This is a genomic window from Pseudoalteromonas sp. DY56-GL79, assembly GCF_041414765.1.
GTDB lineage: Bacteria > Pseudomonadota > Gammaproteobacteria > Enterobacterales > Alteromonadaceae > Pseudoalteromonas > Pseudoalteromonas piscicida.
The window spans coordinates 189,210-208,784 of sequence record NZ_JANHZS010000003.1 but is presented as its reverse complement, the minus strand read 5'-3'; the positions used below and the strand labels follow the sequence as shown (position 1 = coordinate 208,784).

Annotated in this window: 15 protein-coding genes; 6 read left to right on the top strand and 9 right to left on the bottom strand. The window is 43.7% G+C overall.

What is annotated here, in order from left to right; genetic code table 11:
* Positions 1-71: 71 nt before the first annotated feature.
* Complete coding sequence (gene ctlX / locus NO992_RS03450; protein WP_253105576.1) at positions 72-983, top strand: citrulline utilization hydrolase CtlX; 912 nt, start codon at positions 72-74, stop codon at positions 981-983.
* An 82-nt stretch (positions 984-1,065) separates the two neighbouring features.
* Positions 1,066-2,496, top strand: coding sequence for an alanine/glycine:cation symporter family protein (locus NO992_RS03445; RefSeq protein ID WP_371374351.1), 1,431 nt, complete (start codon positions 1,066-1,068; stop codon positions 2,494-2,496).
* Positions 2,497-2,614: 118 nt separating this feature from the next.
* Here NO992_RS03445 and NO992_RS03440 read toward each other — a convergent pair whose 3' ends face one another.
* Positions 2,615-3,352, bottom strand: coding sequence for a TIGR04211 family SH3 domain-containing protein (locus NO992_RS03440; protein ID WP_017216479.1), 738 nt, complete (start codon positions 3,350-3,352; stop codon positions 2,615-2,617).
* A 172-nt stretch (positions 3,353-3,524) separates the two neighbouring features.
* Here NO992_RS03440 and NO992_RS03435 point away from each other — a divergent pair, with 172 nt between their 5' ends.
* Complete coding sequence (locus NO992_RS03435; protein WP_010374710.1) at positions 3,525-5,045, top strand: CYTH domain-containing protein; 1,521 nt, start codon at positions 3,525-3,527, stop codon at positions 5,043-5,045.
* A gap of 110 nt (positions 5,046-5,155) precedes the next feature.
* Positions 5,156-6,001 carry an HDOD domain-containing protein gene (locus NO992_RS03430; protein ID WP_010374711.1) on the top strand — a complete coding sequence of 282 codons (846 nt, stop codon included), beginning with the start codon at positions 5,156-5,158 and terminating at the stop codon, positions 5,999-6,001.
* 64 nt (positions 6,002-6,065) lie between these two features.
* Here NO992_RS03430 and metK read toward each other — a convergent pair whose 3' ends face one another.
* A complete protein-coding gene (gene metK, locus NO992_RS03425) occupies positions 6,066-7,217 on the bottom strand; it encodes a methionine adenosyltransferase (protein WP_010374713.1) in 1,152 nt (383 codons plus the stop codon).
* A gap of 260 nt (positions 7,218-7,477) precedes the next feature.
* On the opposite strand from metK, the gene tkt reads away from it, so the two are divergent.
* A complete protein-coding gene (gene tkt, locus NO992_RS03420) occupies positions 7,478-9,472 on the top strand; it encodes a transketolase (protein ID WP_371374346.1) in 1,995 nt (664 codons plus the stop codon).
* A gap of 115 nt (positions 9,473-9,587) precedes the next feature.
* Here tkt and NO992_RS03415 read toward each other — a convergent pair whose 3' ends face one another.
* From NO992_RS03415 to lptD, 7 genes are all read right to left on the bottom strand, one after another.
* Positions 9,588-11,603: a methyl-accepting chemotaxis protein gene (locus tag NO992_RS03415; RefSeq protein ID WP_017216477.1), complete on the bottom strand. Its 2,016-nt coding sequence runs from the start codon at positions 11,601-11,603 to the stop codon at positions 9,588-9,590.
* 234 nt (positions 11,604-11,837) lie between these two features.
* A complete protein-coding gene (locus NO992_RS03410; RefSeq protein ID WP_371374341.1) occupies positions 11,838-12,635 on the bottom strand; it encodes a symmetrical bis(5'-nucleosyl)-tetraphosphatase in 798 nt (265 codons plus the stop codon).
* A 99-nt stretch (positions 12,636-12,734) separates the two neighbouring features.
* Positions 12,735-13,124: a Co2+/Mg2+ efflux protein ApaG gene (gene apaG / locus NO992_RS03405; protein WP_371374338.1), complete on the bottom strand. Its 390-nt coding sequence runs from the start codon at positions 13,122-13,124 to the stop codon at positions 12,735-12,737.
* Entirely contained in the window at positions 13,108-13,914 is an 807-nt protein-coding gene (gene rsmA, locus NO992_RS03400) for a 16S rRNA (adenine(1518)-N(6)/adenine(1519)-N(6))-dimethyltransferase RsmA (protein WP_371374335.1), read from the bottom strand. Before rsmA ends, apaG begins: the two co-directional genes overlap by 17 nt.
* Complete coding sequence (pdxA, locus tag NO992_RS03395) at positions 13,911-14,903, bottom strand: 4-hydroxythreonine-4-phosphate dehydrogenase PdxA (protein WP_010374725.1); 993 nt, start codon at positions 14,901-14,903, stop codon at positions 13,911-13,913. The genes rsmA and pdxA overlap by 4 nt, the downstream gene beginning before the upstream one ends.
* Before the next feature lie 5 nt (positions 14,904-14,908).
* Positions 14,909-16,201, bottom strand: coding sequence for a peptidylprolyl isomerase SurA (surA, locus tag NO992_RS03390; protein WP_017216475.1), 1,293 nt, complete (start codon positions 16,199-16,201; stop codon positions 14,909-14,911).
* A gap of 15 nt (positions 16,202-16,216) precedes the next feature.
* Entirely contained in the window at positions 16,217-18,463 is a 2,247-nt protein-coding gene (gene lptD, locus NO992_RS03385) for an LPS assembly protein LptD (RefSeq protein WP_010374728.1), read from the bottom strand.
* A 112-nt stretch (positions 18,464-18,575) separates the two neighbouring features.
* On the opposite strand from lptD, the gene NO992_RS03380 reads away from it, so the two are divergent.
* Positions 18,576-19,571: an aminoglycoside phosphotransferase family protein gene (locus NO992_RS03380; protein WP_371374331.1), complete on the top strand. Its 996-nt coding sequence runs from the start codon at positions 18,576-18,578 to the stop codon at positions 19,569-19,571.
* Positions 19,572-19,575: the final 4 nt, after the last annotated feature.

Sequence of the window (19,575 nt, the reverse complement as noted above, 5' to 3'; positions counted from 1 at the left end):
GGCATTTAAATTGTCTTATGGTGTGGTTACACTGATATTGAGTATGACAACGCCCAAATGATGAGTGCAGTATGACAACGATATTCCAAGCACCAAGAGCTGTGGTGATGATCCGTCCACACCATTTCACTTCGAATCCGCAAACCATGCAAGATAACGCGTTTCAGCAAGCTTGCAGTGAAAACAATCCTAACAACAGAGCCTATGTTGAGGTCAGTAACGCCGTGCAAGCGTTAGAATTGGCTGGCGTGAAAGTGCACTTATTTGAAGATACTTCCACAGATACGCCAGATTCGGTCTTTCCAAATAACTGGTTTTCGACGCATAGCGATGGTCAATTAATTATTTATCCCATGTACGCCTCGAATCGACGATTGGAGATCCGTCGCGATATTATCGATTTTCTGAGTGCTCACTATCAGGTAACAAACATCAATGATTATAGTCATCTAACCGCTGAAGAAATATTCCTTGAAGGCACCGGCTCTATGGTTATCGATCATCAAGCAAAAGTGGTCTATGCGGTAGAATCCAAGCGCACCAACGCCGTGTTAGTTAATCAAGTTTGCGAGCAGTTGGGACTAGAGGCAGAGATATTTAATGCCTATGATAAAAATAAAGTGCCTGTTTATCACACCAATGTCTTAATGTGTGTCGCCACCGATTTCGCCATGATATGCCTAGATATGGTGCCAGAATATCAGCGGGCACAGCTTATTAATCGTTTTACGCAAAGCGGCCACACCCTGATTGCGCTATCTTATCAGCAGATCCAACATTTTTGCGGCAACGCGATTGAGCTGCAAGGCAGTATGGGACGCATACTCGCGCTTTCCACAACGGCTTATCAGGCGTTGTTGCCTGAGCAAATTGCTGTCATTGAAAAGTCAGCTAAGCTAGTTGCTATTGATATACCAACAATTGAAGCAGCAGGTGGCTCGGTGCGTTGTATGATTGCTGGAGTCCATTTAAATAACCGTTAAATAATACTAGGGCCTGTTTATCCTTCAAGAAGTTCAACAGGCCCTAGATAAACGGCAAATAATAATAAAACAGGAATCGCCTATGTTTGAAAGCGCAGTTAAGAGTATTAATGGGCTCTTATGGGGAGAAGGCCAGATACTTATTTATATCCTGCTATTTGCAGGGTTTTGGTTCACTATTCTTTTGCGAGGGATACAAGTTGTAAAGTTTCGTCACATGTTTAGCCTGTTACGGGGCAGCAGTCAGGGTGATGACAATACGATCAGTTCTTTTCAAGCGTTATGCACGGGGCTATCAGCTCGAGTTGGAACCGGTAACCTAGCAGGTGTTGCGGTTGCAATTTCTCTTGGTGGCAGTGGTGCGATATTTTGGATGTGGATGATAGCCATTTTGGGGATGGCAACAGGCTTTGCCGAAAGTGTACTTGGGCAAGTCTATAAAGTGCGAGATAGCCAAGGTGAGTTTAGAGGTGGTCCTGCTTATTATATTCACATGGGATTGGGAAGCCGAGCGTTTGCAGTATGCTTCGCCTTTTGCTTGTTTTTGGGATATGGATTTACCTTTAGCGCGATGCAAACCAATACCATAACCGATGCGCTCAATAATGCGTTTGATATTCCAACCTTATATTCAGGTATTGTGATCACTGTCCTTGCCGGCTCTATTATTCTTGGTGGCTTCAAAGCGATTGCGCGATTTGCTGAAAAGGTAGTGCCAGTAATGGGATTAGTCTTTGTCCTTGCGGCCATTATTATTACCGTGATGAATTACTCGCAAGTCCCTGCCATGATCAAAGATATTTTGCTTTCGGCTTTTGGCTTGCAAGAAGCGGGCGCTGGCGCACTTGGCGCAGCTATCAAAAATGGTATTCAGCGCGGGCTCTATTCTAACGAGGCGGGAGCGGGTAGTGTGCCGCACGCATCGGCAAGTGCGTCGCCAATTCCCAATCACCCGGTGACCCAAGGTTATATCCAAATGTTGGGCGTATTCTTTGATACCATCGTTTTATGTAGTTGTACTGCTGTCATAATTCTATTGGCAGATATAGATATTGGCAGAGAGATGGAAGGCATACGGCTAACACAATCTGCGATGACCGCGCATTTAGCAACTGGGGGCGTTTACTTTGTCGCGGCGGCGATTACTTTGTTTGCTTTCACCTCTGTAGTGGCTAATTACGCCTATGCAGAAAGTAACTTACACTTATTCCATCTGGATAATAAAGTTGGCCGTTCAATTTATACCGCATGCTACTTATCTATGATGTTGTGGGGCGCTTCGGCAACGCTAAAACAGGTATGGGATCTTGCCGACATAGCATTAGGTTTAATGACGGTGGTGAATGTTATTGCCATCGTGCGCCTTACACCCACTATCTTGGCGGTTACGGCCGATTATCATCTGCAAAGAGCAAAAGGGAAAGAACCTGTATTCGAAGTCGATAAGGTCAAAGTGCAAGGAGTTACTGAGTCTGGCATTTGGGGTAATATTAATGCGAAGAGTTCAGCCTAATACGTTTTAGATGGAATAAATAAAGGCCGAATTTTCCGGCCTTTATTTATTTTTGACAAGAGAGTTTAGATGAACCGTCAGTGACGAAGTTATCTAACCTCAATAGGTATATAACCAATTACCAGCCGTCGTAACGCTTTCTACGAGATAAAAATAGCGTCAGGATCACACCGATAATAATGCCACTGATCCCGATGATGCCACCGTAAGTGAGCAACTGGTGTTGCTCTTTTTGGACTTTTTGCTGCTGTGCTAAACGCTCATCTTGTAGTTGCTTTTCAAGCCCTGAAATAGTGTCTTGAAGTGAAGCATTCTCCGCTAGTAAATTGGTATTGTTTTGCTGCAGCATTGGAAGCTGCTGCTGGGCATCGTTCAGCGCCTCTTGGGTCTCCACTAAAGTTTGGTTAACCGCCTCTAATTGTTGCTTTAAACCTGGCTCCGTGGTGACAAATTTACTTTCTACCCAACCTTCTCTTGCTTTGTCGTCTTTAATTTGGACAAACTCGTCATTAGCGCCACTCAAAATAGTGATTGGCGTACCAGCATCAACAGAACCTAAAATTCGATAATTTTTACTTGGACCTGTGTGCATGAAAATAAAAAGATTGTCACTAATATAGCCGTTTGGTGTTGCGGCGTTTACTGTGCTATTTTCGTCTGGCTCTTCGGCAAAGCTTACAAAGCTGGTGAAGAGCAGGCTCGCAATGATAAATTGCTTAAAGTTGAACATGCGTGGGCCTTTTATTCTTTGGGTCGTAAAGTTTACAAAATAGTAGGGATTTCGCGGCCTAATAGCAAGGCTTTGTTTATTTTGAATGGCGCGAAATAATTGATTACATAATGAAAATTGCAGCATTTAACGCAATGATTCAGTGTTATTGATCCGTTGATGTTCAGCGAAATTAGCCTGACTATCTATTGATTTAGCGCATATTTGGTGCACTTCTCATCGGATAAAAAGATTGCAAACTTAGCCTCCTTTGTATATTTTGATCCTCCCTTAGACAAATAGGTAAAACACTGCCCTAATGGACACTGAAATAGAACTGAAATTTTTGGTTTCAGATAATGAAGTTCCGCTGATCCCTGCACTCATCACACAGTTTGCAAAAACGGTCACTAACAAGCCTGCTAAAAACTTAACTAACGCCTACTTTGACACGCCAAATCGTGAATTGCGTGCGCTAGATATCGGTCTAAGAACGCGTTGTTGCAATGATGAATGCGAGCAAACGATTAAGCTTGCGGGAGAAGTTGTAGGAGGGTTACATCAACGACCTGAGTACAATTTACCTATTCAGTCAGGACGTCCTGACTTGTTAGCGTTTGACGCGAATATTTGGCCTCACGGTATGCAACTTGAGTCTATTGCAGAAAACATATTCCCGATCTTCAGTACGAATTTTATTCGTCGTACTTGGTTAATCGAAACGGATTCAGGAACCAAAATCGAAGTCGTGTTGGATAAAGGGGAAATATCAGCACAAGGGAAGATGGAGCCAATCAATGAGCTTGAAATAGAGTTGATTGAGGGAAACAAAGAAGATCTTTTCTTATTAGCCGATCACCTAATTAAACAAGCTGGTATGCGCTTGGGACTATACTCAAAGGCCGCCAGAGGATATCGAATTGCCGATGATAAACCTCTAAAACCAAATAAGTTTATAGGGTTTGTACCGCTCAAGTCTCAGGTAACGCAAGAACAAGCGCTAATTGCGACAGTCAGTTATGGTATTCAGTTCGTCCAAAAACATGAGCAGTGCTATTTTAATAAACCAAGTCTCAAGACATTAAAACGAGTTATTGATGGAGTTTCGCTTATCCGCCACGCATTTTGGTTGTTCGATGACATCGTTGATAAAAGCTCGACTGAGAGTATTCGCAATGAGTTAAAATGGTTGTTGTCAGAACTTGCTTGGGTCGAAAATGCAATTCATTTAAAAACCTATACCTCAAAGCGTCATGCTTATTATAAGAAACTTAATCAGTTTCCTGAATTGGCGCAGGTCATTACCGATTTACAAGATGTTCAGCCGACACCGACAGACATTGAAGATTTATTTCATTGCACTCGTTATAACCGTTTGATCCTTTCACTTACTCGTTGGCTTGTTGATAGAGCGTGGCGTAAAAACTGGGATCAAAAAGCGTTGAGTGCAGCAGAGCTACCGGTCACAGAAATCGCAAGCCAATTATTTGATAAAGACTGGCAAGAGTTGAAAAACTTGCTTCCACAGGATAAATCGCTTTCTGAAAGAGATTATCTACATGTCAGAATAAAGCTAGAAAACACACTACTAAGCGGTAACTGTCTGGGCAAGCTTTACGATAAAGAAGCACGCAAAGCGTTTAGAACGCCTTGGATTGATATCGTTTATGGTATTTATGAGCTAGAAACACTGGCGTATCTATATCAGCTTTGCCAAAGCCAAAACGCAGATGAACTGCAAGAAGTGCAGGCATGGCTCAAGCAAAAATCAGACTTTTTGATAAGTGCTATGGAGCAAAGTCGACAATCTTCCATGCATAGCGAGCCATATTGGTTTTAACCAAATTAAGCGGGGTTTTATCCCGCTTTTTTGTACCACTTCATAACAATCAATACTGCAAATATCAGGCGATGAACTAAACTTGGGTGTATCAATTCTGAGGTAGCCCAATGATCGATATAGACGATAAAGTGCTGAATGATTTGCGCGGCGGATTTAACTTACCTGCTAAGCCTGAAATATTACAAGCCTTACAAAATGAATTATCACAACCTGAGCCTGAGTTATTTACCGTGGCGGATATTATTGCGGCAGATGTTGGTGCGTCAGCTGCGGTGTTAAAGGTAATTAATTCACCTGCTTATGGTCTTGCCCGTACAATCACAGATATAAAACAAGCAGTGATGTTTTTGGGCGTTACCTGTATTACGCAGCTAGTGACAGGGTATTTGCTTAAAAATGCGTTTGAGCAGTCAAAGTGCTGTATTTCACTGCAGCAGTTTTGGGATAACGCTGCGGATATTTCAAAAGCAGCGATGGTGGTTGGACATCATTTAAAGGCATCATTACCGATGGAGAATTTGCAGCTGCTGGGACTGTTTCACGATGCCGGGATCCCTGCAATGGCCGTAAAATATCCTGACTACGCAGAGGTAATAAAGCAGTCTATAGAGCGGCCTGAGCAAACACTGATTTACTATGAGCAGCAAAAGTACCCAGTGCCTCACACTGTGATAGGCTACTTCCTTGCGACGTCTTGGCACTTACCCAAAGAAATATGCCAGATGATTTTACGCCACCATGACGTTAGCTATCTTGAAGAGCAAAAAAATGCACAACATGTGCAAACCTTTGCGGCACTTAAACTGGCTGAAAACCTCTGTTTTGAAGCAAAACACTTTAGAAGCGCAGCAGATTGGTACCTATTTAAAGATAAGGTGATGATTGAGCTAAATCTACATGAAGATGAGTATCAAAACTTAAAAGATGATGTCGACGAAGTATTTATTGGGTAGGGGATTATTTACGGGCATTAAAAAAGGCGCATTTGGCGCCTTTTTTACTTTTTGCAGCAGGGGATTATAGGCCTGCAGCTGCACGTAGTGCGTCAGCTTTATCAGTTGCTTCCCAAGGGAACTCTTCACGACCAAAGTGGCCGTAAGCAGCAGTAGGCTGATAAATTGGACGCTCAAGGTCTAGCATAGTGATTAGACCGTAAGGACGTAAGTCGAAGTGCGCGCGGATAAGTTCGATTAAACGCGACTCATCAAGCTTAGCTGTACCGAAAGTTTCTACGCTGATAGAAGTTGGCTCAGCAACACCGATTGCGTAAGACACTTGGATCTCACACTTGTCAGCAAGGCCAGCTGCAACAATGTTCTTTGCAACGTAACGTGCTGCGTAAGCCGCAGAACGGTCAACTTTTGATGGATCTTTACCAGAGAACGCACCACCACCGTGACGAGCCATACCGCCGTATGTATCTACGATGATTTTACGACCAGTTAGACCACAGTCACCCATAGGACCACCGATAACGAAACGGCCAGTTGGGTTGATGAAGAACTTAGTTGCTTCAGTGATAAGTTCTGCAGGTAATGTAGGCTTAATGATAGTTTCCATCACCGCTTCTACAAGGTCAGCTTGTGATACAGAATCACAGTGCTGGGTAGATAATACGACTGCGTCGATACCTACTGCTTTACCGTTTTCGTACGCGAATGTTACCTGAGACTTAGCGTCTGGACGTAACCAAGGTAGCGTACCGTCTTTACGAACTTGCGCTTGTCGCTGAACTAGACGGTGTGAGTAAGTGATAGGCGCAGGCATAAGTACGTCAGTTTCGTTACACGCGTAACCAAACATTAGACCTTGGTCACCAGCACCTTGTTCTTCTGGACGAGAACGATCAACACCTTGGTTGATATCAGGTGATTGCTTACCAATGGTGTTAAGGATTGCACATGAATCAGCGTCAAAGCCCATGTCAGAGTGTGTGTAACCAATTTCACGCACGGTCTTACGAGTTAATTCCTCGATATCAACCCAAGCGCTAGTTGTGATTTCACCACCAACCATAACCATACCGGTTTTAACGTAAGTTTCACACGCAACACGTGCTTTTGGATCTTGCTCAAGGATGGCATCTAGAACCGCATCAGAGATCTGATCGGCGATTTTATCTGGATGGCCCTCAGAAACAGATTCAGAAGTAAATAAATGTTTAGCCATTGTATTTATGCTCACAAATATTGCGCTTCACAAACATCAGGGACAGCGCGAAAAATTAAGGGGCGTATTCTAACCAAAAAACCTAGGCATTGACTAGTTATTTTACGCCTAGACGTCCAAAATTGTGCAAACTTTTTTAATGGTCGGAAAAAGTCCGTCTGTACCCGTTTTTTTATGGCCTTTGCCGTTGCAGTTAGCCATATAAATAAGTAAGAATGGGCTCAAACCCCCGCGAAACACATTTAAAGGTAGGAGAATTCATGCCATCTCGCAAAGAACTTGCTAATGCAATTCGCGTTCTTTCCATGGACGCTGTACAAAAGGCCAAGTCTGGCCACCCAGGAGCCCCTATGGGCATGGCGGACATCGCAGAAGTACTTTGGCGCGATTTTTTAAAGCACAACCCAAGTAATCCTGAGTGGTTCGACAGAGATCGCTTCGTATTATCAAACGGTCACGGCTCGATGTTAATTTATTCATTGTTGCATTTGTCGGGTTATGACTTATCAATTGATGACATCAAAAACTTCCGTCAGCTACATTCAAAAACACCAGGCCACCCAGAATATGGTTATGCGCCAGGTATTGAAACTACCACTGGCCCATTAGGTCAGGGTATTACTAATGCGGTAGGTATGGCGATTGCTGAAAAAGCATTGGCTGCACAGTTTAACCGTGAAGATTACGACATCGTTAATCACTATACCTATGCATTTTTAGGTGATGGTTGTTTGATGGAAGGTATCTCACACGAAGCTTGTTCACTTGCGGGTACCCTTGGTCTTGGCAAACTGATTGCATTTTGGGATGACAACGGTATTTCAATCGACGGTGAAGTTGAAGGTTGGTTTAGCGACGATACACCAAAACGCTTTGAGTCTTATGGCTGGCATGTTATCGCCGGTGTTGATGGTCACGATAGCGATGCGATTAAAGCGGCAATCGAAGCGGCGCAAGCAGAGTCTGACAAGCCAACCCTCATTTGTTGTAAAACGGTTATCGGTTATGGTTCACCAAACAAGTCAGGTAGCCATGATTGTCACGGTGCACCGCTAGGTGATGATGAAATCAAAGCAGCACGTGAATTCCTCGGTTGGGAGCACGGCGCATTTGAAGTACCGGAAGATGTGTACGCGAAATGGGACGCAACAGCTCGTGGTCAAAATCAACAGAGTGACTGGTTGATTAAGTTCACTGAATACCAAATGCATTACCCTGAGCTTGCTGCTGAATTTGAGCGTCGCATGAAAGGCGAGCTTCCAGCAGACTGGTCAGAGAAAACAGAAGCGTATATCGCAGAGCTTCAAGCGAATCCTGCAAACCCTGCAACTCGTAAAGCATCACAAAATGCATTGAATGCTTATGGTCCAATTCTACCTGAGTTTATGGGTGGCTCTGCTGACCTTGCGGGTTCTAACTTAACACTTTGGGATCAATCTAAAGGCTTAACGGCAGAAGATGCTGCGGGTAACTATATTTTCTACGGTGTGCGTGAATTTGGTATGTCTGCCATCATGAACGGTATTGCACTGCACAGAGGCTTTATCCCTTACGGTGCGACGTTCCTGATGTTTATGGAATATGCGCGTAATGCCGTACGTATGGCTGCATTGATGAAGCAAAGAAGCATCTTTGTGTATACCCATGATTCAATCGGTCTTGGTGAAGATGGTCCAACACACCAGCCAGTAGAACAAATGGCGAACTTACGGACTACGCCAAACCTAGCGAGCTGGCGTCCATGTGACCAAGTTGAGTCAGCAGTTGCTTGGCAGCAAGCGGTTGAACGCGCTGATGGCCCATCTGCACTGGTATTTACCCGTCAAGGTCTTGCGCAGCAGCCACGTACCGCTGAGCAAGTTGCAGCGATTAAGCAAGGTGGTTATGTACTATCTTGTGATGGTGAGCCTGAAATCATCCTTATTGCAACCGGTTCTGAAGTGCAACTTGCGGTGGAGTCTGCGGATAAGCTTCGTGCAGAAGGTAAAAAGGTACGTGTTGTGTCTATGCCTTCAACGGACATTTTTGATGCGCAATCTCCAGCATACAAAGAAAGCGTACTACCAAGCTCAGTAACGCGTCGCGTCGCTATCGAAGCGGGTATTGAGGACTTCTGGTACAAATATGTAGGCCTAAATGGTGCTATCGTTGGTATGACAACGTTTGGTGAGTCAGCGCCTGCTGATGAGCTATTCAAGCTATTTGGCTTTACGGTAGAAAACATCGTTGAGAAGGCAAACGCATTGTTTGCATAATCAAAGAAAAGAAACAAAAAACCCATGCCATGCATGGGTTTTTTTATGTTTAGCGGTTTTGCTAAACCACCTAGAGCTTTGAGACTGTTTCCTGCTCAAAGCTCAGGTTCGATAGCTAAACCTTAAACTGTTCTACCGATAAGCGTAATTCTTCGGCGAGTTTAGCAACCTCAGAACTAGAGATTGAAGTTTGGCTTGCGCCTTCAGCCGTCTGCTCTGCGATTGTTACAATCGATTCCAAACGTTCACTAATTTCCTGTGCCACCTGCTGTTGCTCATTCGCCGCGTTTGCAATCTCTTCACTCACATCATGAGCCTGAGAAACAGCTGCAGTGATAGAGTTTAGCGCTTCGTTAGCAAGGTCGCTCTGAGTTACGCACGACTCCGCCTGCTGTTTGCCTTTCGACATTGCGCCTACCGCTTCTTCGGCACCGGCTTGTAAGGATTCAATCATTGCTTGAATTTCTTGAGTTGACTCTTGAGTCTTACTTGCAAGCGAGCGCACTTCGTCTGCCACTACCGCGAAGCCACGACCCTGTTCACCAGCACGCGCGGCTTCGATTGCAGCGTTTAGTGCAAGGAGGTTAGTTTGCTCAGCAATGCCACGGATAACATCCAAAATACTGCCTATCGACGCGCTGTCTTGGTGCAGTTTGTTAATCACGCGAGAGGCTTCATCCACTTCCCTTGCGAGTTGCTCAATAGTGTGTTTGTTCTCATGTGAAATACCTTTAACACGCTCCGCTTCTTTATCAGCATTTTTAATTTCTTGTAATGCTTGATGCGCGCTGTTACTAACACCGTGAGAGGTGCTACTCATCTCAGTTGTAGCGGTAGCTGCTTGCTCTACTTGTGCCTGCTGATTCTTAATTGCTTGGCTGGATTCTGTAGTGATAGTCGATGTTTCTTCAGATGCTGCAGCAAGCTGTGTCGAACGAGAAATAATGCCAGTGATAAGTTCACGTAAGCTAGAGATTAGGGTGTTACAGCTTCTAGATAATTCACCAAATTCATCTTTTGCCGTGTCATCTAAGCGCTGTGTCATATCACCACTGGCGACAATGTTTAAAACTCGGTTTACTTCCGATAGTGGTTTTGTGATTCGGCTAACGGTAATGTAAGCTACGCCGACTGCCATTAGCGTTGCTACTATCATTCCAATCCAAGTCCATAGGTTTGCTGTGCCTACATCGGCACGTACACCTTGTTGTAAGTTAAAGGCGACTTGGCTTGCTTCGGAGAGTAAGTCATCTAGCTGAGACAGAGCGGCTTTTGTGGTTTTCTCGGCGTCGGATAATTCCTTACGCGTTTCAGCTAATGCGTTGATCAAGCGTTTTTGATTTTCCGCGATGCTGTTGCTGCCGGTAACTGCACCTTTTAAATTAGTGTAATAGCCTTCGAGATCAGCAAACAAACTGCTATCAAGCGCGCTAACGGGGCCACGCATTAAATCAATATTACGACCTAGCTCTTCAACGAGATAGCTTTGATCTCTACTTACAATTTCCAATGTATTGATGTCTTCAACAGTAACAATATCGTTGGCGCTAGTCACAACAGAAGAAAAGTTATTTTCTAAGTTATTTGCAGCTTGAAAAGCGCGTTTGTCAGCATCTTCTAAGCCATCCAAATCAATGATATCAACCGTCACCATCGTCGCATCTTCTGCGGCAACATCAATAGTTGATAACTGCTCTTTTAATTTGTCCCGTAACGAAAGCTCAGTTGTTTTCTCGTTTACCAAGCTGTTCATGGCTTTTACGAACGCATCATAACTTTTGCCAACATCACGACTGCTTGAGGACAATTTATTATTAGCGGCAACGACCTGCTGCAGCTCTGAATAGGTTTTGTCAAAGATCTTCTGGCGCTCTGCAAATTGCTGTTTTAGCGTCGCTAGTTCAGTCTCCGAACGTGCATAAAAACTTCCCTGAGCCATTTTGCTCATTAAAGTGAACTCTACTTGTAGAGCAGAGCTTTTAGAGAGTGCTGGTAAAGAGAGGTTATTAACCTGTTGAGTTGAGTTGTCAATGTTCGCAATTCTAAATAAAGAATTGCCCCCGATAAGAAGAAGCAACAAGGTGATGGTAATAAAACCACCCCAAATACGTTGGCTAACAGTCAAATTCATAGCTGTCCTACAAAATTTACAAAGCAATACGGATACTTATCGGATTTATTGCGGATAAGTTAAGTATTTTATAGCAGATGTGACAAAAAATTTCAGTAAAAAAGGTCGGATTACAAAAAATAGCAGCTCAACGGATAAAAAGTATAAGCTTCACGTTTTCTTCGAGTGTAGCCTAGTTTAATAAAAGTTAAAGTGGGTGATTACCCTAGATTCGACTTAGGAAAGTTAAATAGCCTAATTGTGCTGGTACTTTTCGCCACTGTCGATATTTATCATCGTCATAGGACCTCCCCACACGCAGCCAGTGTCTAAGGCAATAATATTTTTCTTGTTGGTTTCGCCTTCCAAAGCAGCCCAGTGGCCGAAAAGTAGGGTAGTGTCGGCTGATGTTTGGCTGAGCTCAAACCACGGAGTGAGACCTGCCGCATCTTTTAGGCCAGACTTGTTCTTAAGATCCAGTTCGCCACTTTGTTTTAGAAAGCGCATTCGAGTGAAGACGTTAACAATGGCTTTAAACTTATCTTGATCACTGAGCGTGTTGAGCTCAAGTCCTGGGTGAGCACCGTACATATTGGCGTAAAACTCAGGAGCTTTTGTCGATTGATAGATGGTTTCGGCAAAGCGTGCATATTCTAGCGCTTGCGTAATATTCCAGCTTGGATGAATACCAGCATGAGAAATAAAAGTCTGCTGTGTTTCAAGCCAAATAGCCAGTGGCTGTGCACGTAATAAATCTGCATATTTCTGGCGTTTAGGGCTGGCAAAAACCGCGTCTAATTTATCTTTTGGGTTTGGAGCGACTCCCAAAGCAAGACAGGCTAAAAAGTGGAGATCGTGATTGCCGAGTGTAATGCTAATAGAGCCTGCGTGTTGATAGAGGAACTCTAAGCAAGCAAGCGAATCTGGGCCTCTGGCGATGATGTCACCGACAAAGTATAAATGGTCTTGGCTTGGGTTAAAGTTGACTTGATCGAGTAGCCCGATGAGTGGAGTGAAGCAGCCTTGCAGGTCTCCAATTGCGTATTTTGCCATTTATTACCTGTGGTTTTTTATAACTCAATGTTTTTATTCTGATGTCTAGCACGTATGAGGAACGCGGGGTAAACCCGCTTCCGCAAAATAAAAATGGTATCAATGCAAAATATTTGGACAGGAGAGTCTAAATACATTGATTGGCGCTTTAAACTCGGTGCCAAACTCATTACGCATTAAATAATACCCTTCCATTGTACCAACTGGGGTATCGAGCACCGCGCCGCTGGTGTACTGATAGCTCTCGCCAGGACGAATAGTGGGCTGCTCACCGACAACACCATCACCTTCTACTTCGGTCTCTTTGCCATTAGCATCGGTAATGAGCCAATAACGACTATGTAGCTTAGCGTTACATAAGCTATGGTTTTTGATGGTAATGGTGTAGGCAAACACATATTTGTCCTTATCAGGCTGTGATTGCGCTTCAACGTAAAAGGTCTCTACCGATACTTTGATCGGTGAGCCAATATTAGTTTGAGTTGTCATATATCCAATTTGCAATTTCAATAAACTGGTTAAGCGACAGGTTTTCAGCGCGAAGCGTAGGGTCGATACCCAAGTTTCGCAACTGCTCTTCGGTTAACAGGTTCGATAAGCTATTTCTTAGTGTCTTACGACGTTGGTTGAACGCTTCTAAGCAAACAGTATTCAAAAGTTTAGTGCTTTTGGCTGTATGTTGTGACGGATCTTTTGGGATCAATCGAACCACTGCCGAGTCAACTTTTGGTGCCGGTTTAAAGCAATGTGGTGGTACTTCAATCACGGGAATAGCGTGACAATAGTACTGCGTCATTACGCTTAAGCGACCAAAGGCTTTACTGCCAGGGCCTGCAACCATACGGTTAACCACTTCTTTTTGCAGCATAAAGTGCATATGCTTGACCTGGTCGGCAAATTCAAATAAGTGAAATAGCAAAGGGGTTGATACGTTGTAAGGTAAGTTACCAAAGATCTTCAGCTTTTCCCCTTCTTTGATTAAAGAAGAGAAGTCAAACTTCATCGCGTCACCTTGGTGAACCGTTAATTTAGGTCCCAAGAATGGATGATGGATCAAGCGCTCGGCAAGATCTTTATCGAGTTCTACAACGGTTAGGTGACCACTTAAATCACAAACAGGCTCAGTGATAGCACCTAAACCAGGACCAATTTCAACCAGATTATCTTCTGGTTTAGGATCGATAGCGGTTACTATCTTGTCGATAATATTGTTGTCATTTAAGAAGTTTTGACCAAAGCGTTTACGCGCTCTGTGTCCGAGATGTACTTTATCTGTCATGCATTCTGTGCTTTTTTGGTTGCGAGCTTAATTGCTTCGCGGATCGCTAATTCAAAACTACCCACTTCAACATCACCAGAGCCGGCTAAATCAAGCGCTGTACCGTGATCAACCGATGTGCGAACAAAGGGTAATCCTAGGGTGATGTTTACTGAGTTTCCAAAACCTTTATATTTTAACACAGGTAAGCCCTGATCGTGATACATTGCGAGCACAGCATCAGCATTATCTAAATATTTAGCTTGGAAAAGGGTGTCAGCTGGCAGCGGTCCAACCAAGTTCATGCCTTGTTTATTCAGCATTTCCAGTGTTGGTTCAATGGTTTCTATTTCTTCACGACCAAGGTGACCACTTTCTCCAGCATGCGGATTTAATCCACAAACTAATACTCTGGGTTGTTCAATACCGAACTTGGTTTGTAGGTCGTGATGTAAAATATGAATGACTTTGCTGAGACGCTCAGGCGTAATCGCCTTTGATACATACGCCAGTGGGATATGCGTAGTAACTAGCGCTACACGCAGCCCTTCGGTAGCGAGTAGCATAACGACATCGGCGGTATCAGACTGCTGTGCAAAGTACTCAGTATGGCCGCTAAACGAGATCCCAGCTTGGTTAATAATGCCTTTATGAACAGGACCCGTGACTACCGCTGCGAATGTCCCATCCATATTCTTTTCAGAGGCAATGCGCAAGGTTTCGAGCACATAATGGCCATTAGCTTCATCTAATTGACCAGCGACCACTTCAGCACCTTTGTCTACTTGAAGGTAGTAAATGGCACCAGCAGGTGCCGCTTCAGGCGCAGCATCACTGTCAAAAGGCAGTAACTTGATTTGTTCACCAAGTTCTTTGGCGCGTTTTTCTAGAATACTTTTATCAGCCACCGCAACTAACTGAGCAGGCCATGCATGCTGAGCCAGTTTGATAACAAGATCTGGGCCAATACCTGCAGGCTCACCCGGTGTAATTGCGATTCTGAGTGTCATAGCCGTTATTCCGCTTCGATAATTTCAATATGCGCTTGGTCACGCATTTCTTTAATCCATTTAAAGCTTTCTTCTTTAAATTTACGGTTAAACAGCAGACGGTGTGCGCGATTTAACTTGGCTTGTTCTGTTTTATCGGCCACGCGTTTATCTAGCAGTTGTACAATGTGCCAGCCAAATGTACTTCTAAATGGTTCACTGATCTGATCTTTTTCTAGCGACAACAGAGTGTCTCTAAACGCTGGTACGTATGTAGTTGGATCTGTCCAATCGTACTCACCGCCTTTAAGTGCAGAGCCCGGATCTTCAGAATATTCTTTAGCTAGCGCAGCAAAGTCAGCGGTACCTGCGCGTAAGTCTTTTACAAAACCTGTTAGCATTGAGCGTGCTTTTTCTTCACTTAGGATAATAGACGGTTTGATTAAGATATGACGTGAACGCACCTCAACAGTTTCAACAACTTCACGACCACGAATATCTTGTACTTTTAGAATGTGGAAACCCGCGCCTGAGCGCAGTGGACCAACGATGTCGTCTTTTTTCGCACCTTTAATGGCCTCAGCGAACAAGGTTGGCATTTCGTTAATGCCCATCCAGCCTAATTGACCACCATCTAGCGCTTTTGAGCCGCTTGAAGAGGCAATTGCGATGCGCTTGAACTCTTTACCTTCGTTCAAAAACTTAATCACGTTATCAGCGCGCTCACGAGCATCTTCAATTTCTTCTGGAGTTGCTTTATTTGGGATCTTAATCAAGATATGGCCAATATCATACTCTTCCGAGTTACCCGTTTGCTCACTCAAGATCTTTTGCAGGTTAGTCACCTCTTGAGGGCTAATATAAATACGGCGATCAACACTGGCACGGCGCACTTGGCTTGTGGTTATTTCTTTTCGGATCTCTTCTCGATATGCCTGAAAGCTTTCGCCACTCGCTTCAACTGAACGACGTAAGTCAGCGATAGTACCGCCTTGATCTTGGGCAATATTTGCAATGGTCTGGTCTAATTGAGCATCAGAAATTTGCATACCCATGCGATCACCCAGTTGCAACATTAAAGATTGCTCAATGAGTTTATCGATGGCTTGTAAGCGTAGTGTTTTATCACTAGGAAGTTCTGTGCCTTGCTGCTCAGCCTGTTCTTTAACACGATTTATTATTTGATCGACTTCGCTTTGTAAAATTACACCATCATTAACCGTGGCAACAACAGTATCTAGCTTTACACGCTCAGCATGTGCTTGAGTAAACAGGCCTGCACTTAATGAGGCCACTAATAACAACTTTTTTAAATTCATACGGCTTTCTAAATTCTATTTATTCAAAAAATACGGTCTACGGTAACCAAAAATACCCTGTTGAAGGAGTTTACTCGCATCACCACTGCTTTGGCTTCCAAGCCCTGTAAGGACAAATTTCAGGCTGAAGCCAGAATCAAACACTGCTTCATCATTTGTAAGTGTTTGGTTTAAGTTTGTTTCAATTTGACGATTCGCAGTCACCTGAATAGCCCAACAACAAGACTGGTATTGAACACCTACAAAGGATTCAACACTTCTATTTGCCGTCATATCTCGGTGATAGCTTGCTACAAATTGCCAGTTATCGTCAATTGGTAAACTTGTAAAGAGACCGACTTGGTCAATTTCATAGTCTGAGACATCATTAACATAACGATGGTTCAATTGCACTAACTGCTTGTCGTCTCCTTTATAGTCCAAAGTAAAGTGAGACTGCACTAACTCTTTGCTATCCACATCATATTGCACCCCACCTGAGAGGTACCAGCGCTTATGCCAATGTAACATGGATTCAGCGGCAAATAGTGCATTATAGTTGGTATCATCAGTAAATAGCTGTTCAGAAGGCTTTACAGATGACTCAAGATAAATGATCTGACCTGCACTGAAGTTAAAGCGTTCGACATTACTGCTATCGAATACACGCGTGGTTGCACCCACGGTGAATTGATTGGCTTCTGCAATACGGTCATAACCTGAGTAACGGCGTGCTCTAAACAGACCAATAAAGTCATCTTGTAACTTAGCCGTATCGTACCAGCCAATTTGGCTTTGCTCTCTGTGTGGTGTGTAAAGGTACTGAATTTGTGGCTCAAGCGTTTGTGTACCTTGTTCAAAAAAGAACTCGGTACTGCGCTCAAAATTCAGTTGTCCATGTACCCGTAAACTTGGCAATGTACGCGTGACAGACTCCTCATACTCTGTATCCGGCACATCTATATTTTGTTCATAGCGTGTGTGAAGTAGGCGTGCCTCGGAGGTAAATGACCAAGCGTAGTCGCTGCGAGAAAAAGACACGCGAGGTTCCAGATGTAATCGCGACGCCTCTGAGATTGGCAAAGCATCATTTTGAAAATAGGCAAACTCACCTTCAAAGTCCCAATCAAGGCCGACAAGTTCATAACTGTCACGTGTACGGAAGCTAATTTGCGGTAGTGCAGTGTAGGATTCTCTGTGATCGCCCAACACTTCAAAATCTTGCAACTTTAAGTCAACCAGCCAGTCGTCGCCTAGATAACTCAAGCTGCCAGTACGGTACAATTGAGTGTCGGTTTCGTTGGCGTATTCGGATGTTAAGTCAGTGAGGTAGTTATCGTCACTGACATTTGTGACATCAACAAATGCGCGCCATTTATCACTTAAATAACTTTTTTGTTGCCAATGTACTAAATAGCGATCGTCTAGCTGCGGCTCTGAATCATCTTTACTGAGATATTCTACGCCAATTTTACCTTGATGTTGTTCAGTTAAATATCTGAACTCGGTAATAAGCTGAAATCCTTTATTGGCCATGTATCTTGGCGTTAAGGTCGCGTCGTAGTTGGGGGCTAGGTTGAGATAATAAGGAGTGATTAGCTCCAAACCAAACTTATTTGAGCTGGAAATTGTCGGCGTCAGCAGGCCTGATTTTCGTCTATCATCGATTGGAAACGTAAAATAGGGTAAATAGATAATTGGCGTGTCCATAATTTTGAACACCGTATTATAGGTCTCACCCCAACCGTCTTCTCGAGAAAGTACAATGCTGCTTGCCTCGATACTCCAAAATGGGTCATCAGCAGGACACGTGGTAAAGCTGGAGTTGTCGAGTGAAATTTTGCTGCCAGAGGCATGCAACTTCTCAGCACCACCGCGGCCCTGCTGGTCCGTTAATTCATATTCAGCACCAAGCAAGCTCACGGTGTTAGCATTTAAATCCGCGAATAGCCCATTACTGTGAACTTTGGTAAATTGGTCACGATAGAGTAGTGGTCCAGAAGCGCTGAGCAGGCCTTCTTTTTTATCGATTAGCGCACGTCTAGCTTCTAAGCTCATGGTTTCAGTGTTAATCACCACATTACCCGAAAACTCAGCACTATCAGTACCTTGTAGTTCTAAGTCATCGGCAACGATATCAATGGCATGTTTGGGCAGCGAGGCTAACGGCTTCCAGTTTTCTGGCTGCATATAGTCTTTACATTGTGCGGCGACAATGTTCGTATTAGCAAAAGCTGTAGAATGAATCGCGGATAATACAGCCAAGCCCCAAATTTTGCGCATTTAATAACCTATTAGCTGAGCATTTAATAATAAGCTCATCATGATAAATGAAAACTGTCGGAAATACAGTAGCATTTAAATATTTACAAGTAGAAGGTGTAATAGTAAATCCATGAATAGTCAAAACCAGCGCGTCGAGTTTATACAGCAGGCAATACATAGCGACGATTTTACGTGTGAGGCTATCACCTCGGATGCCAGCTTCCGGCGTTATTATCGCGTTAAACGACAAACGATGTCGTGGATCTTAATGGAAACACCAGTCGATAAACTCGATAATGCCCCTTTTATTGGTTTAAATACGGTGTTTGCAGAGCAGGGGCTTAATGTTCCACAAATCCTTGCGAGTAATGAAGAGCTAGGGCTGTTACTGTTACAAGATTTAGGCTCTGAGCATTTGGCCGATAGGTTGGCATTGCCTTCTCGGCTAGAGGATTATCGTGCGCTGATAGCGCTTATTCCAGAAATCGCCAAAACACCAAAGAGTGAATGGATGAAGCCCTATGATGCTGAGTTCGTTGATATGGAACTTCATATTTTTTACGAGTGGCTTGTAACAAAATGGCTTGGTTTAACGCCCACCGAATATCAACAAGTGCAATGGCATAATGTGAAGTTGAAACTCGTTGATGCGATGATTCGCCAGCCGCAGGTTACGATGCATCGAGATTTTCATAGTCGCAACCTGATATGTCATCAGTCTCAGTGGTATCTCATTGATTATCAGGATGCGGTACAAGGACCTGTCACTTATGATGCGGTTTCTCTATTGCGGGATTGTTATACTCGCCTTGATGTTCATGAGTTTACTGAGCTTAAGCAATATAGCTTTGATTGTTTAAAAGCGGCTAATTTATTAGACGGTATGGATTTTAGCACCTATCAACATTACTTTGACTTAACAGGGATGCAAAGGCACCTTAAAGCTGCCGGGATTTTTACTCGCCTATTGCAGCGAGACGGCAAAGGCGGGTACTTAGAAAATATTTTGCCAACGTTACGCTACCTCGTTGAAGTAGCGAATAAGTATAGAGAATTTCAGTGGCTTGCAAGCTGGCTGGAGAATGACATAATGCCTCAAGCGCAGGCTAAATTAGGCACAAAATAGAAGT